General features: G+C 66.7%; 14 protein-coding genes. 9 read left to right on the top strand and 5 right to left on the bottom strand.

The genetic code is table 11. From position 1 onward, the window contains the following. Positions 1–179: 179 nt before the first annotated feature. Positions 180–539, top strand: coding sequence for a DUF7344 domain-containing protein (locus tag C492_RS02930; RefSeq protein ID WP_008420357.1), 360 nt, complete (start codon positions 180–182; stop codon positions 537–539). A gap of 46 nt (positions 540–585) precedes the next feature. Here the strand turns inward: C492_RS02930 and C492_RS02925 are convergent, their stop codons facing one another. Then, positions 586–1,383 (bottom strand): TrmB family transcriptional regulator, encoded by a 798-nt coding sequence (locus C492_RS02925; protein ID WP_008420356.1) that lies wholly within the window; start codon positions 1,381–1,383, stop codon positions 586–588. A 386-nt stretch (positions 1,384–1,769) separates the two neighbouring features. Between C492_RS02925 and C492_RS02920 the strand changes: the two genes are divergently transcribed. Beyond that, complete coding sequence (locus C492_RS02920) at positions 1,770–2,576, top strand: TrmB family transcriptional regulator (RefSeq protein WP_008420354.1); 807 nt, start codon at positions 1,770–1,772, stop codon at positions 2,574–2,576. 28 nt (positions 2,577–2,604) lie between these two features. Here C492_RS02920 and C492_RS22060 read toward each other — a convergent pair whose 3' ends face one another. Then, the gene (locus C492_RS22060) at positions 2,605–2,907 is read right to left on the bottom strand and encodes a HalOD1 output domain-containing protein (protein ID WP_083898735.1); all 303 of its coding nucleotides are present in this window, start codon (positions 2,905–2,907) and stop codon (positions 2,605–2,607) included. A gap of 288 nt (positions 2,908–3,195) precedes the next feature. Then, positions 3,196–3,552, bottom strand: a complete 357-nt coding sequence (locus C492_RS02915) for a hypothetical protein (RefSeq protein WP_049892654.1) — start codon at positions 3,550–3,552, stop codon at positions 3,196–3,198. 204 nt (positions 3,553–3,756) lie between these two features. Between C492_RS02915 and C492_RS02910 the strand changes: the two genes are divergently transcribed. Next, on the top strand, positions 3,757–4,872 hold the full coding sequence (locus C492_RS02910; RefSeq protein WP_008420351.1) for a tRNA (guanine(26)-N(2))-dimethyltransferase: 1,116 nt from the start codon (positions 3,757–3,759) through the stop codon (positions 4,870–4,872). Positions 4,873–4,968: 96 nt separating this feature from the next. Then, positions 4,969–6,276 (top strand): YihY/virulence factor BrkB family protein, encoded by a 1,308-nt coding sequence (locus tag C492_RS02905; protein ID WP_008420349.1) that lies wholly within the window; start codon positions 4,969–4,971, stop codon positions 6,274–6,276. An 89-nt stretch (positions 6,277–6,365) separates the two neighbouring features. Here the strand turns inward: C492_RS02905 and C492_RS24430 are convergent, their stop codons facing one another. After that, complete coding sequence (locus C492_RS24430) at positions 6,366–6,506, bottom strand: hypothetical protein (protein ID WP_008420348.1); 141 nt, start codon at positions 6,504–6,506, stop codon at positions 6,366–6,368. 341 nt (positions 6,507–6,847) lie between these two features. Next, positions 6,848–8,515, bottom strand: a complete 1,668-nt coding sequence (gene thsB / locus C492_RS02900) for a thermosome subunit beta (protein ID WP_008420346.1) — start codon at positions 8,513–8,515, stop codon at positions 6,848–6,850. A 300-nt stretch (positions 8,516–8,815) separates the two neighbouring features. Between thsB and C492_RS02895 the strand changes: the two genes are divergently transcribed. From C492_RS02895 to C492_RS02875, 5 genes are all read left to right on the top strand, one after another. Then, entirely contained in the window at positions 8,816–9,745 is a 930-nt protein-coding gene (locus C492_RS02895; protein ID WP_008420345.1) for an NAD-dependent epimerase/dehydratase family protein, read from the top strand. A gap of 102 nt (positions 9,746–9,847) precedes the next feature. Next, complete coding sequence (locus tag C492_RS02890; protein WP_008420343.1) at positions 9,848–11,008, top strand: lysylphosphatidylglycerol synthase transmembrane domain-containing protein; 1,161 nt, start codon at positions 9,848–9,850, stop codon at positions 11,006–11,008. Positions 11,009–11,015: 7 nt separating this feature from the next. After that, positions 11,016–12,182 carry an alpha-1,4-glucan-protein synthase gene (locus tag C492_RS02885; RefSeq protein ID WP_008420341.1) on the top strand — a complete coding sequence of 389 codons (1,167 nt, stop codon included), beginning with the start codon at positions 11,016–11,018 and terminating at the stop codon, positions 12,180–12,182. A gap of 25 nt (positions 12,183–12,207) precedes the next feature. After that, complete coding sequence (locus tag C492_RS02880; protein WP_008420339.1) at positions 12,208–13,329, top strand: extracellular solute-binding protein; 1,122 nt, start codon at positions 12,208–12,210, stop codon at positions 13,327–13,329. Between the two features lie 22 nt (positions 13,330–13,351). After that, the gene (locus C492_RS02875; RefSeq protein ID WP_008420338.1) at positions 13,352–15,541 is read left to right on the top strand and encodes an ArnT family glycosyltransferase; all 2,190 of its coding nucleotides are present in this window, start codon (positions 13,352–13,354) and stop codon (positions 15,539–15,541) included. Positions 15,542–15,566: the final 25 nt, after the last annotated feature.

Raw genomic sequence — 15,566 nt, 5'->3', positions numbered from 1 at the left:
GGAGTCCCGTCGTTCGGTTCGCCACTGCCCTCTCGAAGGCACCATAGAACCGTTCCCAAGCGGATTCTTTTCACAGCGGCTCGTCGGACCGGCGTTGGATAGAGCCTTCGAACGCACCGGTGCAGATATTGTCACTCGTTTAATGAAAAATACAGTAAGTATGAAAATGTCGCTCTTTGATGCAGCTCCCGGTCATCAGTTGGAACATGGGAGAGAAGCATTTCGACGTCTGTCTCCAAATCGTCTCGGATAGACACCGTCGAAGAATCATCCACCGATTACGGGAAGCGTCCAATGACAGGACATCGATCGAGGACCTCATCGATCACCTGCATAACAGTGACTCGGTGTCCGCCGAGACCCGTCTGGACCGAGAGCAACTTGCCATCCAACTGGCCCACAAGCACTTGCCAAAGCTGCTCGACCACGGTGTCGTCGAAGTCGATCCCGAAACTGATATCGTCCAGTACCAGCCTGACGAACAGATCGAGGCGATATTAGACTCGTTCCCGGTGCAAGTAGTACAGCCGAATTCCTAACTGTCGGTTCATCCTCCTCCCAACAGCCGTGTGCCGTCGTTTTTGGTTAGTCCGAATCAATGGTATCGAGTCGCCACGTAAAAATTGCCTTTAGGACCACGACGAGACTGTTCGCGTCACCCTCTCCCCAGATAGCGGTTTCCGAGCGTGGATCGGTGACGCTCGCGCTTTCACCGTTCACGAGTGCGCTTACGAGTGTTTTGCGCCCGTCGACCATCATGAGTCGGCCTGCTGGCGTGTCAGACCAGACCCACAGCGACTCGAACATCGTCGCACCCGGGATCTCCTCTTGAACGCGCTCTTGGACATCCGACGAGACTCCCCCGAGTTTGATCGAAACCCCCCGTTTGGCGGCCTCGCTCAAGGCGTCGATCACGTCCTCGATGAGGAGATCTTCGATAGTCATGTAGACGATCTCCTCCTCGGCGGCGGCGAAGAACTCTAGGACTCGATCCGTGACCGCTGCCTGTCCATTAACCGTCCACACTCCTCGTTGCTCGGCTCGCTGTTCGACCGGCTCGAGTTCGCTCAGTGCCGTCCGGAGAGCATCCGTTCGGTGCTGAAAGTCCCGTTCGAACCGTCGACAGGTGGTTTCGGCGGAGATCACCCAAAATTCCTTGGGAGAAGATTGCCGGACATCGACGAGTCCCCACTCCTGTAACTCCTCGACGGCATCGTACACGCGAGTACGTGGTACCTCCGACACCTGGCTTACGTCTCTGGCCGTCCCCGTCCCGAGGCTGGCGAGCGCGACGAACGTCCGTGCGGCGTAGGCACTCAACCCGAACCGCTCGAGTTGCTCGATCGCGTCGGTCTCCGGGTCTTTGGGTGGAGTACTCCTCATCGAGATACCAGCTCTAGATCAGTCTGAACCCAGCCACGCAAGGTGGTCAGGCCGGCACGCAGCAGTACGGTGGTTGGGACACAGCACTGGACTGCGTGCCGGTCTAGAGGTTAGCCGTCATGCCGTATATCCCTTTTGTGATTAATCGGGTGACTCCTTTGCTTCATATTTTTCTGGATTGCCCTCTATCGAACCATCCCACTACATGTAGTCACTAAGTGGGTGACAACGAAACGAGCAACCCGTGAGATGCCGCGTATTCTCTCGGTTAGCAAGCGTTTCAGGGTCTATTGGAATGGGCTGTCATAATAGGAGTGACAATGCCTATCCGTTCTGGGACCCAACGTTCGGGTGAGTCTCCGGGGCTTCCCGGGAGGTTGGGACACATGGATACAACTGAAAACGTGGAGGAAGCGATCAACGTCCTCCAACAACTCGGGTTGAAAGAATACGAGGCGCGGTGCTTCGTCGGTCTCTCCCGTCTGCGTTCGGGGACGGCAAAGAAACTCAGCAAGATGACCGAGGTTCCCAGAACGCGGGTATACGATGCGGTCCGAGTGCTGGAGTCCCAGGGCCTTGTCGAAGTCCAGCACTCGAGCCCGCAGGAGTTTCGAGCCGTCTCCCTGGAGGAGGCGACCGAAACGCTCCGTGACCAGTACGAAGCGCGCGTCGAGCGGCTCGAGTACGCGCTCAACACGGTCGACATCATCGACGAGGGCGATAACACCCCCGTCCAGCAAGTGTGGGCACTGTCCGGTCAGAGCGGGATCGAAAACCGAACGGATCAACTCATCAAGGAAGCGACCGACGAGGTCGTGCTCGTTATCGGCGATGAATCGCTCCTGACAGCGGATCTCGTCGACTCTCTCAATGAGGTGGTCAGTAATGGCGTCACTCTGATTATTGGTGCGCTGACGGAGCCGTTAGAGGAGCAGATTCAAACGAAGGTTCCGGACGCCACAACGTTCATTACAGGCCTGGAGTGGCTACACAGCGAAAACGCGACCGAAGACGAGACGGCCATTGGTCGGTTACTGCTAATCGATCGGTCGACGATCCTGGTGAGTTCGATCATGCCTGACTCGAAGGAGGAACAGGCGATATTTGGCGAAGGGTTCGGGAACGGACTTGTCGTGATCGCTCGTCGGCTCATGGCCCAGGGACTGGTGGCCGCTCACGACCCTGGACAGTAATCCTACAGAACGACTGTTGGTTCGGCTGTCACTGCAAGTCAGTCCGATCTCGCTTTCGATCGTCAGTGGCCCGTGGGCAGTCGTCGAGAAGCTGAATAGTAAGGTATTCGCCGTTGTCGACGGTGACGCGACAGCGATTGTAGATGAACGAGAGACGACCACCGATCCGCGGTTCGCCGTTAGACCGCGAGTCGAAGAGTGCATTTAGTGCGTCCGGATTGATGACATGGGTTAGTGGCGGCATCGACCGAGGTTGACGACCCTCTACGGCGCTCACTGCGCGGACGATAGCGATGGCCACCGATTCGTCTACTCCGACCTCGTATTCCATACTCCTAGTTAGCGCTCACGGGTAAAGATCCATAGCATCTTCACCCAAATAATCAAAACACCTCGGCGGCGGTCTCCACCGAGAACAGCATTTTTGAAAGTCCCGGTTTGCTGCGTCGATCGTCGTAATCATCAGGACAGTTATGAACGTAGACAGACGCGTTTCCAGTGCGTTACTCGTTCACTGGCATCTATCACTTCGACGAGTACGAGTAACGTTCTACGAGAGGCTGGGCCTCGAGAGAACCCGCTTCGACGAGCCGGCGTCCCGGACGGCGGGACGCCCCTCTCAGAGCAGTTCGCGGACGTCCGAGTACCACATGTCGTGGTAGTCGACGTGGCCGACGCGGCGGGCGATCGCCACCGCGAGGGCGTGCCAGCAGAGGTCGGTCGGATCGTCGTCGTCGAGATTGTACTCGGTGTCCTTGCAGGTACAGCCCCCGTCCTCGACGATGTACTCGTCCTCGTAGCCGACGACGATCGTGAAATCGCGGTAGGACTTCACCCGGTGTTCGCCGACGGCCTCGATGGCCCGAACCCCGCGGTCGCCGTGACACTGCGAGATCCGCTCGACCAGCTCCGGCGTGAGTTCGCCCGCCTCCTCGAGCCGGGCCTGCCAGCGCTCGACGGGGTTCGCGTTCGACACGTCCGGAACTGAGCGTCGGACTGTAAAATCGGTTCGGTTGTCGGACGACGGCGGGCGCGCGGCGGCGGCCCCGTCCCCCCGACGTCGTCGATTTCGCCGTCCGTTCGGCGCGTCCGAGCGACGGCCGAGACCGGACGTCGTCGCGATTGCCCCGCGGCGACTCGAGATCACGCCGCTTTTCGAGGTCGGTCGACGAGGGGGAGTATGCGCGTCACCGAGGGCGGAATCGAGCTCGAGGTCCCCGGCGAGCAGACCGAGGGGATCGAGGAGTCGGTGTTCTACAACCCCCGCCAGGAGCTGAACCGGGATCTGACGATCGCGACGCTGCGGGCCTACCGGGAGCGCGAGCCGCGGGCGGAGTCGTACCTCGACGCGATGACCGCGAGCGGGGCTCGGGGGGTACGGGCGGCCGCGGACAGCTGGGACGTGACCTGCTGTGACGTCGACGAGGAGGCCGTCTCGCTCGCCCGCAGCAACCTCGAGCGAAACGGCTGCGAGGCGACCGTTCGCAACCGCGACGTCAACGCGCTCATGCACGACGAGGTCTTCGACGTGATCGACCTCGACCCCTACGGGACGCCGATGCCCTTCGCCGACGCTGCGTTCGCGAACTGCCGGGATCTGGTCTGCGTGACCGCGACCGATACGGCCCCGCTGTGTGGCGCCCACTTCAACAGCGGCGTGCGCTCGTACTCCGCGGTGCCGCGAAACACCGACTACCACGCCGAGATGGGCGTTCGTATCCTGCTGTCGGCGCTGGCCCGAAGCGGGGCCCGGTTCGACGTCGGGGTCGAGCCGATCCTGACCCACGCCACGAGCCACTACGTGCGGACCTACCTCGAGCTCGAGCACAAGCCCACCGCGGCCGACGCCGCCCTCGAGGAGCTGGGCTACCTCTCCCACTGCGAGGACTGCCTCTACCGCGAGGCCGACCCGGGGTTGATCGCCGACCCGCTCGAGCGCTGTCCCCACTGCGACGGCACTCGCATCCTCGTCGCCGGGCCGGTCTGGCTCGGCCCGATCCGCGACCGCGAGTTCGTCGCCGACGTTCGCGATCGGGTTCCCGACGGCTTCGGTACCGCCGAGAAGGCTCGGGAGCTCTGCACCGCGCTCGAGACCGAACTCGACGAGCCGACCCACTACGACCAGCACAAGCTCTGTCGCGAGTGGGGCCTGCCCGCCAACGCCATGGACGACTTTCTCGCGGACCTCCGTGCGGCGGGCCACCAGGCCTCGCGGGCCCACTACGGCGGAACGACGTTCAAGACGACGGCGTCGGTCGGGGAGATCCGGGAGGCGACCGCGGGCTCGCTGACCTAGCCCGGTTACGCTCCCGAGTGGACCGTCCATCCTCGAGCGCTTTTGCAGGCCAGTGCCACACGACCGCATATTTGATCGGGACGCGAACGTCGACCCGTGCCCGACTACAGCCGCGCTCGCGAGTTCGCGACCCAGTTCGTTCGCCTGGCACGGCGCGAGCAGTTGACGCTTCTCGCCGCGGGCGTCGCCTTCTACGCCTTCCTCTCGCTCGCCCCGCTGGCGCTGCTGTCGCTGGCCCTCGCCGCCTCGATCGGCGGGGAGGCCCTCGCCGCGCAGGTGGCCGTGACGACCGAGGACGTGCTGACGCCGACCGCCCAGGCGTTGCTCGCGGAGACCATCACGGACGAAACCGGCCAGCAGGGGGCGACGGTCGTCGGCGTCCTCGGCCTGCTCTGGGGCTCGAGCCGCGTGTTTCGCGGCCTCGACCGCGCCTTCTCTTCGGTGTACGGGACCGTCGCCGCCAAGTCGCTGGTCGCTACCGTTCGAGACGCCGGGATCGTCGCCGTCGCGATCGCGATCGGCCTCTCGGTTGTCGCCGGGATCGAGGTGGCGGTTCGGCTCGTCCCGTTTAGCGGACGGCTCGTGATCGGGCCGCTGTTCGTCGTGCTGACGCTGATCGCCGCGTTCCTGCCGTTGTACGTGATCTTTCCGGACTCGAACGTCGGCGTCCGGGAGGCGCTTCCCGGGACCGTCCTCGCGGCGCTGGGCTGGCTCGCGCTCGGTCGAACGTTCTCGCTGTACGCCGCTCTCGCCGGGGAGTACGCCGTCTACGGCGCCCTCGGGGCCGTCTTCCTCGTTTTAGTCTGGCTGTACGCCGGCGCGATCATTCTCGTCTCCGGCGCGACGCTGAACGCTGTCCTCGCCGGCCGGGAAGCGGACCGGCAGCTACAAAGTCCCCGCGCTCGACAGCTTTCGACAGAAGCGATGACTGACGACGCCACGGGTGCCGACGAGGGGACCGCACGCGATCGCCCGGAGTCGGACGATGCGGATCGGACGAGGACGTACTCGAGCGCCCGGACTCGGGACCGGGCGGACGACGCCGACGCGCTCCGCGAGGAGATCGAACGGCTTCGCGACCGCGTCGACGAGTTCGAGACCTCGGTCGAACGCCGCACGGTCGAGAAGGAGTCGCTCCAGGCCGACCTCAAGCGGTACGTCCGTCGCCGCGTGCGGCGCGGACACGCCCACGGCTGGGGCCCCTATCTCGTCTTGCTGTACGGGACCGCGATGTCGATCGCGGCGTTTTACTTTCTCGCCGGCGGCTGGGCGATTCTCGCGATGCTGGTCGTCTGGACCTCGACGCTCGGCGTGTACGTCCTGATGGTGTTGCTCGGCGCCGGACTCACCGTGCTCGGCGTTCCCGGCCGCCTCCGAAACCGGGTTGGCGAGTGGCGGTCCTGAACCAGACGATCCCCGATCGTATCGACCGCACCGCCTCGCAACCGGGCGTGAACCGCGGGCGATCGTCGACGTAGTCCGAGTATCGGTTACTATCGGATATAGAGGATGATCGCCCCGAGCGCGAGCAACAGCAGTCCCCACCACAGCGAATCGCCGGGCATGACCTTCAGAACGAGCGTTACGATACCCGAGGAAAACAGCGACCAGCCGATAGTCGTCCGGTATGCCATAGTCGACGAACGCGCTCGAGCAGGATAGTTCACCGGCCTGCCGGACCGTTCGCGAGCGCGTCCGTGGAACCCGAGCCAGCAGCTGACGGTCCGCCGGGCGACCGGTACCGATCGGTACAGCAGGTCGGATCCAGCGGGACGGCGACGTGCCTCGGAACGAGCGCGGAAGAGACGGCCGTCTTCAGCGTGACGAGCGGTCGTGCTCTACGAGCTCCGACAGGTCGGCCAACGCGTCGGCAGCGGCTCGAGGCGATCGACGCCGCGAAAGAATCGAGGTCGCGAGCGGTCGGCGAGCGATGCGGGCGTTCCGTGGGGAGTAGCGCGGTGAGCGGAGGCCGAGCTTACATCGCGCCGCCCATGCCGCCCATACCGCCCATGCCGCCCATGCCGCCCATGCCGCCACCGCCGGGGGCGCCTTCCTCGTCGCCGCCCTTGTCCGTCGAGAGGTCACCGGCGGAGATGATGTCGTCGATCTTGAGCACGAGGTTCGCGGCCTCGGCGGCGGAGGTCACGGCCTGCTCCTTGGCGTGGGCCGGCTCGACGACGCCGGCGTCGAAGGTGTCCTCGACGTCGCCCGTGAGGACGTTCAGACCGGCCGTCTCGTCGTTCTCGTCGTGGGCCGCACGCAGGTCGACGAGCGTGTCGATGCTATCGAGTCCGGCGTTCTCGGCGAGGACGCGGGGGACGAGCTCGAGCGAGTCGGCGAAGGCTTCGACGGCCAGCTGCTCGCGCCCGGAGACGGAGTCGGCGTAGTCGCGCAGGCGCGAGGCGAGCTCGACCTCGATGGCGCCGCCGCCGGCCAGCACGCGGCCGTCGGAGACGGTCTGGGCGACGACGTCGAGCGCGTCGTTGACGCCGCGCTCGAGTTCGTCGACGACGTGGTCGGTCGAGCCGCGCAGCAGGAGCGTGACGCCGTGGGCGTCGTCGCCCTCGACGTAGAACAGCTCGTCCTCCTCGTCGCGGGTGACGTCGCCGTGGCCGAGGTCGTCGGTCGTGGCGTTCGCGAGATCGGAGACGATGTTCGCGCCGACGACCTCCTTGAGGAACTCGAGGTCGGACTTCTTGGCGCGACGCACCGCGAGGATGCCCTCCTTAGCGAGGTAGTGCTGGGCGAGGTCGTCGATGCCCTTCTGGCAGAAGACGACGTCCGCGCCGAGGTCGGCGATCTGGTCGACCTTCTCCTTGAGCTGTTTCTCCTCGCGGTCGAGGAACTGCTGGAGCTGGTCGGGGTCGGTGACGGAGACCTCGGTGTCGATGTCGGTCTCCTCGACCTCGATCGGCGTGTTCAACAGCAGGATGTCGGCGTCAGTCGCCTCGGTGGGCATGTTGTCGTGGACGGGGTCCTTGTCCACGATGCCGCCCGCCAGCAGGTCGGACTCGCCGGCGCTGCGGCCGGTCTGGGTCTCGATGTTGAGGAACTCGAGGTCGACGACGTTCTCGCCGTCCTCGTTCTCGACGGTGACCTGGCTGATCGCCTCGATGATGAGTTCGGCGAGGTGTTCCTTGTTGACCTCGGTGCCCTTGCCCGTCATCGACGTCTCGGCGACCGACTGGAGCAGTTCCTCGTCGCTGGTGTCGACGTCGGTGGCGATGTCGTCGATCTCCTCGCGGGCCTGCTCGCTGGCGAGGTGGAAGCCCTTGATGATCGCCGTCGGGTGGATGTCCTGCTCGAGGAGGTCCTCGGCGTTCTTCAGGAGTTCGCCCGCGATCGCGACCGCGGTCGTGGTGCCGTCGCCGGCCTCGTCCTCCTGTGTCTCGGCGACCTCGATGATCATCTCGGCCGTCGGGTTGTCGATGTCCATCTCCTGGAGGATGGTGACGCCGTCGTTGGTGATGGTTACCGAGCCCATCGAGTCGACGAGCATCTTGTCCATCCCCTTGGGGCCGAGCGTCGAGCGGACGGCCTCGGCGACCGCTCGAGCGGCGCGGATGTTGTAATCCTGCGCGTCCTGGTCCTTGACGCGCTGGGAGTCCTCGCTCATCACGATCATCGGCTGTCCCTGCTGCATTCGCTGGCTCATAGTCAGCCGATTCATTGATTGTCCTTCTACATAAAACCACCGCTATCGAACACGGCCGGGAGTCGAAATTGAACGGGAACCGGGAGGGAAAATCGCAGTAGTGCGGACCGGTACCCCCCGAATCATGCGCAGTGGTACCACGATTCTCGACGAGGAATAGACGCCGACGATCGGTGTTATTTAAGTAGGATTTTCGAATCGGGATCGTCCACGTCGACTCGAGTCCCGCGGGCCGCGGATCGCACGGAAACGCGACAGGGTTAACCCGCCGTCCGCGAATCGTCGCGTATGTCCCTCTCGAACCGTCGGGCGCTCGTGACGGGCGGCGCCGGATTTATCGGCTCGCACCTCGTCGAGCGCCTGCTCGCCGACGGGGCCGACGTGACGGTCGTCGACGACCTCTCCGGCGGCGACCCGGATCGGGTTCCCGCCGGCGCCGATCTTCTCGAGGCCGACCTCACGAGGACGGGCGCGCTCGAGGGACGCCTCGCGGACGTCGACCTCGTCTTTCATCTCGCCGCCTCGAAACGCGTCGACACCGGCCGTCCCCACGCGCAGTTCGACGACAACACGCGGATGACCCGCACCCTCCTCGAAGCGATGGCCGCGGCCGACGTGACCGAAATCGCCTACACCTCCTCCTCGACGGTCTACGGCGAGGCACCGCGGCCGACGCCGGAGGACTACGCGCCCCTGGAGCCGATCAGCGCCTACGGCGCGAGCAAGCTGGCCGACGAGGGGCTACTCTCGGCGCGGGCCCACAGCCACGACCTGACCGTCTGGAACTTCCGGTTCGCGAACGTCGTCGGCCCGCGCCTGCGCGGGGCCGTGATCCCCGACTTCGTCGAGAAGCTCCGGGAAGATCCCGAGACGCTGACGATCCTCGGCGACGGGCGCCAGGAGAAGTCCTACCTGCACGTCGAGGACTGCCTCGACGCGATGCTACACGTCGTCGAGCGCGCCGACGCGGCGATGAACACCTACAACCTCGGGACCCGGACCACGACGTCGGTCGATCGTATCGCCGACATCGTCGCAGACGAGATGGCCCTCGAGCCCGACCTCGAGTACACCGGCGGCCGGCGGGGCTGGACCGGGGACGTCCCGAAGATGCGCCTCTCGATCGAGAAGCTCTCGGCGCTGGGCTGGGAGCCCGCCCGCTCGAGCGACGAGGCGGTGCGGCGGGCGACCCGCGAGATACTCGACGAGCTGGAGTGACCGCCGAGATACGGAGACGGAAAGCCGACCGAGAACGGCTCTTCCGCCCCCCGAGACGTGTTTTAGGTGGACTTAACTATCTGCGCTCGAGAGCACTCGCCCGTGAACGGCGGCGAGCGATCGCATCCCGCGGGGGTCGACGAGTCGGGCGAAGCGGGAGCCGACAGCGACGGGCTCGCGGCGGGGCTGACCCGCCGCCGGCTGACGATCGGCGGAACGGTGGTGGTCGCGCTCGGGCTGCTCGTCGTCGCGCGCGAACTCGACGCTCGAACCGTCGCCGCCGAGATGGCGGGCGCCGATCCGGGCCTGCTGGCGATCGCCGTCGCGGCGTACGCCGTCTCGTGGCCGCTTCGGGGGCGCCGGTACGGGGACGTCCTGGGGGCGATGGGCCACCGCCACGGAACGACGTTTCTCACGATGGCGGTCTTCGTCAGCCAGACGGCCAACCTCGCGATTCCGGCGCGGGCGGGCGACGCGGCGCGCGCGTACGTTCTCGCGACCCGTCGGGGGGTTCCCTACCCCGCGGGGTTCGCGTCGCTGGTCGTCGAGCGGGCGTTCGATCTGGCGGCCATCGCCGTCCTCGCGGCCCTCGCGGCGGCGTGGCTCGCACTCGGCGCGGGCCCGTTCGAGCTCGCCGCTGCGGCCGGCGGCGCCCGAACCGCGTTCCTGGCGGCCGCGGCCGTGAGCGTGGCGACCGCCGGCGGCGGTCTGGCCGTCGTCGCGTCCGCGCGCGCGGATCGCGACCTCGGCGCGGAGCTCCGAGCGCGGGTCGAAGGTCGACCGCGACTCGAGGGACTTCTCGAGGCCGCGCTCCGGTTCGCGGCCGACCTGCAGGTCGTCGCGGAACGGCCACGCGCGCTGGCGACGGTCGGGGCGACGAGCCTGCTGGTTTGGCTGCTGGACGTCCTCACCGCGGTCGCCGTCCTCGCGGCGCTCGGCAGCGGGCTCGCCGTCGGCCCCCTGCTTGCGGTCGGGACGCTGGCGGTCAGCGTTGGCAACCTCGCGAAGGTGTTGCCCCTCTCCCAGGGCGGCGTCGGCCTCTACGAGGCCGCCTTCACGGCGCTGGTCGTCGGACTCACCCCCGTCGGCGCGAGCGCGGCGCTTGCGGCCGCGATCGTCGACCACGCGCTGAAAAACGCCGTGACGCTGGTCGGCGGCGCCGGCTCGGTCGCCGCGCTGGGCGTCTCGGTTTCCGAGGCGGCCGACGCCGAACCCGACGGGACGAGCGGAACCGGCAGTTTTTTAGGCTCACCTAAAAAATAGCGAGCCAATGAGTCAGGACGTCTGCGTCGTCGTTCCCACGATCCGCGAGTACGAGTGTCTGCGCTCGTACTTCGAGAACGCCCGCCGACACGGGTTCGACCTCTCGCGGCTGCACGTCGTGCTCGTCACCGAGGACTTCTGCGAGACCGACGCGATGGAACGCATGCTCGAGGAGGAGGGGGTCTCGGGCGAGGTCTTCGACGGCTCCCGTCGCGAGGAGTGGTACGCCGAGCACGGAGTCGAGGAGTACGGTCACGTCGTTCCGGCGGCGAGCCACGCGGAGACGAGCTTCGGCCTCCTCTATATGTGGGCCGACGACGCGTTCGAGTACGGCTTCTTCATCGACGACGATACGCTCCCTCACCCCGAGGAGGACTTCTTCGGCACGCACATGGCGAACCTCGCCTTCGGGGGCGAGATCGAAGAAGTCTCCTCGGACGAGCAGTGGGTCAACGTCCTCTACCAGAACGCCGACGACCACGGGCTCTACCCGCGGGGATACCCCTACTCGGCGATGGGCGAGACCGTCGAGACCGACACGACCGAGATCGAATCCGGGCAGGTCGTCGCCTCGCAGGGGCTGTGGACCAACGTCCCCGATCTGGACGCCGTGCGCATCCTGATGGACGGCGACCTCGAGGGCCAGGCCCAGACCCGCACCTCGAAAGACGACTTCGGCGACGACTTCGTCGCCGCGCGGGGGAATTACCTCACGGTCTGCTCGATGAACCTCGCCTTCCGCCGCGAGGTGATCCCCGCGTTCTACCAGCTCCCGATGGACGACAACGAGTGGGACGTGGGTCGGTTCGACGACATCTGGTCGGGCGTGTTCTTGAAGCGGGCCTGCGACGTCCTTGGCACGCGCATCTACAACGGCGCGCCGCTGTGCGAACACAACAAGGCTCCCCGAAGCACGTTCGACGACCTCAACAACGAGGTCCCCGGCCTCGAGCTCAACGAGCACCTCTGGCGCGTGATCGACGACGTCGGCGACGGGGCCGACTCCTACGCCGAGGTCTTCGAGGCGATGGCCCGCGAACTCGCCGACGGCGACTGGGACGAGTACAACAACGGCGCGTTTTTCAACCACGTCGGCGAACGCATGCTCGAGTGGCTCGAGTGTCTCGAGGCGCTCGAGCGACCCGCGCCGGTCGCCGCGAACCGACGGATATAAGATTGTTTAGGCTAGCCTAAATCCTATGACGCGACGAATCACCGCGGACCGCCGATCGTTTCTGGTCGGCTCCGCCGCCGTCGGGACGGCCGGGCTCTCGGGTTGTCTCGGACTGATCGGAAGCGAAGAGGGTGACGACCAGCAGAACCCGTTCGGCCAGTTCGGCTCCGGACGGGAGGGCCGACCCGAGCCGGGCGGCACGTCGATCGAGGACCTGCCCGACCTCGAAGGCGAGCTCCACGTCTACTCCGGCCGCAACGAGTTCCTGGTGGGACCGCTCGTCGACGGCCTCGAGAGCTACTACGACGGTTTCGAGCTCAACGTTCGGTACGACGGCTCCTCGGATCTCGTCAACCAGATCTCCGAGGCGGGCGACGCGACGGAGGCCGACGTCTTCTACACGGTCGACGCGTCCGCGCTCGGCGCGCTCGCCGACGAGGGGCTGACCCGTTCGATCTCGGACGACCTCGCCGACCTGGTCCCCGAGCAGTTCCGCACCGACACCTGGATCGGCACCTCCGGTCGCGCCCGAACGGTCCCGTACAACACCGACGCCCTCGAGGAGTCGGACCTGCCGGACAGCATCATGGACTACCCCGAGTTCGACGGCGACCTGGGGTGGGCGCCGTCGTACGGCTCCAGTCAGTCCTTCGTCGCCGCGATGCGACAGCTCGAGGGCGACGAGGCCACCCGCGAGTGGCTCGAGGGCGTCGTCGACGCGGGCATCCAGGAGTACGACGACGAACAGCTGGTCTGTAACGCGGTCAACGACGGCGAGATCGACGCCGGGTTCACCAACCACTACTACATCCAGCGGATCATCGACGGCTCGTCGGATCCGTCGATCGCCGCGACGTTCACCGAGGGCGACGCGGGCGCGGTGTTCAACGTCGCCGGCGCGACCGTCACCGAGGCCGCCGCCGACCCCGACCTCGCGGATGCGTTCGTCCAGCACCTGCTCTCGGCCGAGGCCCAGGAGTACTTCGCCGTCGACACCTTCGAGTACCCGATGATCTCCGGAGTCGACCCCTACGGCGAACTGCCGCCGGTCGACGAGCTGAACGTCCCGGATATCGATCTGTCCGAGCTGTCCAACATCGAGGAGACGGTCGACTTCATGCGCGAGGTCGACGGGATTACCCTCTGACCGACGGAGTACCGGCAGCCTCGTGACTCCGATCTCCGACTCGATTCGCGACCTGTTCTCGCGCTCCCGGCTCGCGACCCTCTCGCACCGCCGCGAGCGCGCCGCCGCGGCTCTCGTGGCCCTCTGTGCGGGCGTCGCGGTCTTCGCGCTCGCCTCCGAGCTGTTTCCCTACCACTCGAGCAACGACGACGAGGCCGTCTACCTCCTGCAGGCCGCCATGCTGCTCGAGGGCCAGCTCGAGATCCACGCGGGCGAGCTGGCGGACGCGTTCCGGCCGTGGTTCTTCGTCGAGGACGGCGGCCGGCTCTACCCGAGGTACTCGCCGGTTCCGGCGGCGATGTACGCGATCTCGATGGCGCTGTTCGGCGAGCCGCGAGTGACGCTCGCGATCGTCGCGGCGGCCAACGCCGCGCTGGTGTACGTGCTCGGATCGACGGTCTTCGACCGCCGCGTCGGCGTCGTCGCCGCGGGCGTCTTCGCGGCCTCGCCGATGGCCCTGCTCGCGACGTCGGTCTTTCTCCCGTACGCGCCGACGACGCTGCTGAACCTCTGCTTTGCGGTCTGGTACCTCCGGGGCGTTCGCTCCGGGCGGCTCCGGCACGCGGTTCTGGCCGGGACCGCGATCGGGCTCGCGTTCTTCGCCCGGCCCTACACCGCCGTCCTGTTCGCGGCCCCCTTCATCGGCCACGCGCTCTGGACGCTCCTGCGGTCGGTCCGGGACGAGTCGACCCCGTTGCGACCGCTGCCGGATCCGATCCGCCGAAACGCGGTCACCGCCGCCGTCGGCCTGTTGTTCGTCGGACTGGCGCTCGCCTACAACGCCCGTCTCACCGGCTCGCCCCTCCTGTTTCCCTTCCAGGCGTTCGCGCCGCTGGACGGCCCCGGATTCGGCTACCGCCAGCTCAGGGGCCACGCCGTCGAGTACACTCCCTCGCTCGCGGTGCGGGCCAACGGGTACGTCCTTCGCTATTTCCTCACCCGCTGGTTCGCGGCGGGAGCGGTCGGTACCGTCGCCGCGCTGGCCGGACTCGCGCTCGCGGCCCGCAGGTGGCGCGGGTCCGGGACGACTCGAGACGCCGACTCCGCTGCTCACGACCGAACCGCCGGCGTCCTCCTGGCCGGCCTGCTACTGACCGTCCCCCTGGGCAACGTCGCGTTCTGGGGCAACTACAACGTCCTCGCGACGATGACCGATCCGACCGACGGGCTGCTCGCGCAGTTCGGCCCCGTCTACCACTTCGACATACTGGTGCCGCTGTCGATCTTCGCCGCGTTCGGGCTGGTGGCGGGCTGGCGCCGGCTCCGCGACGGAGCGGTCCGCGACCGACTCGAGGCGCTGGCGTCGCCGCGGTCGGCCCGGGCGATCGCGCTCGCGGTCCTCGTCGCCAGCGCGCTCGTCGTCGGCGCGGCCAACGCCGCCCTTCTCTCCGCCCCGATCGAGCGCAACGCCGCCCACACCGATCGGCTCGAGACGGCCTACGAACCGTTCGAGGAGGCCGACCTCGAGGACGCGCTCGTGTTCCAGCCGACGCCGTACGGCCAGTGGCAGAACCACCCGTTCCAGGCGCTGCGGAACGATCCGGGACTGGACGGCGAGACCGTCTACGCGCTCGAGGGCCCCCCCGAGCGGGACTTCGCGGTGCTCGACGCCTATCCGGACCGGGAGTACTACCGGTATACCTACCACGGCGAGTGGGGGGCCTCGCCCGACGACCTCGTTCCGACGCTCCAGCTGCTGACGGTCCGCGAGGGCGAGTCGTTCGAGGGCGAGACCGTCGTCGGCCTCCCCGAGCGGGTCGACCGCGCGACGGTTCGACTCGAGACCGCGGACGGAAACGCCAGTTACCGGATCGACGACCCCGACGATCGGATCGCCGTCGAGTGGGGCCTCGAGTCCAGCGGGGCCGACGGCGGCGTCGCCCGCCTGAACGCCTCGGAGGCCGACTCGGCGACCGTCCCGTTCGAGGAGGCCGACGAGGTCGTCCTGACGGTGACGCTCGTCCAGGAGACGGGCGTCTCCGCGACGTTCACGTACCGCCAGGAGACGGCCGTCCGGGCGACCGCGGACGGCCTCGAGGCGATCCGGCCATCCGAGCGAACGGCGTGTCGGCTGGTCGAGGACTGCGGCACCGAAGGGACCTACCTCCCGGACGAGTCGACCTCCCACGCCGAGTGGGTGACCTTCGAGACGGGCCTCGAGCCGGACGGCTGACTCGAGCGTCGAACGCGGCCGAAAA

This window comes from Natronococcus jeotgali DSM 18795, from assembly GCF_000337695.1.
Taxonomy (GTDB): Archaea; Halobacteriota; Halobacteria; order Halobacteriales; family Natrialbaceae; genus Natronococcus; species Natronococcus jeotgali.
The sequence above is the reverse complement of the archived record's forward strand: the minus strand, read 5'-3'. Positions and strand labels throughout refer to the sequence as shown.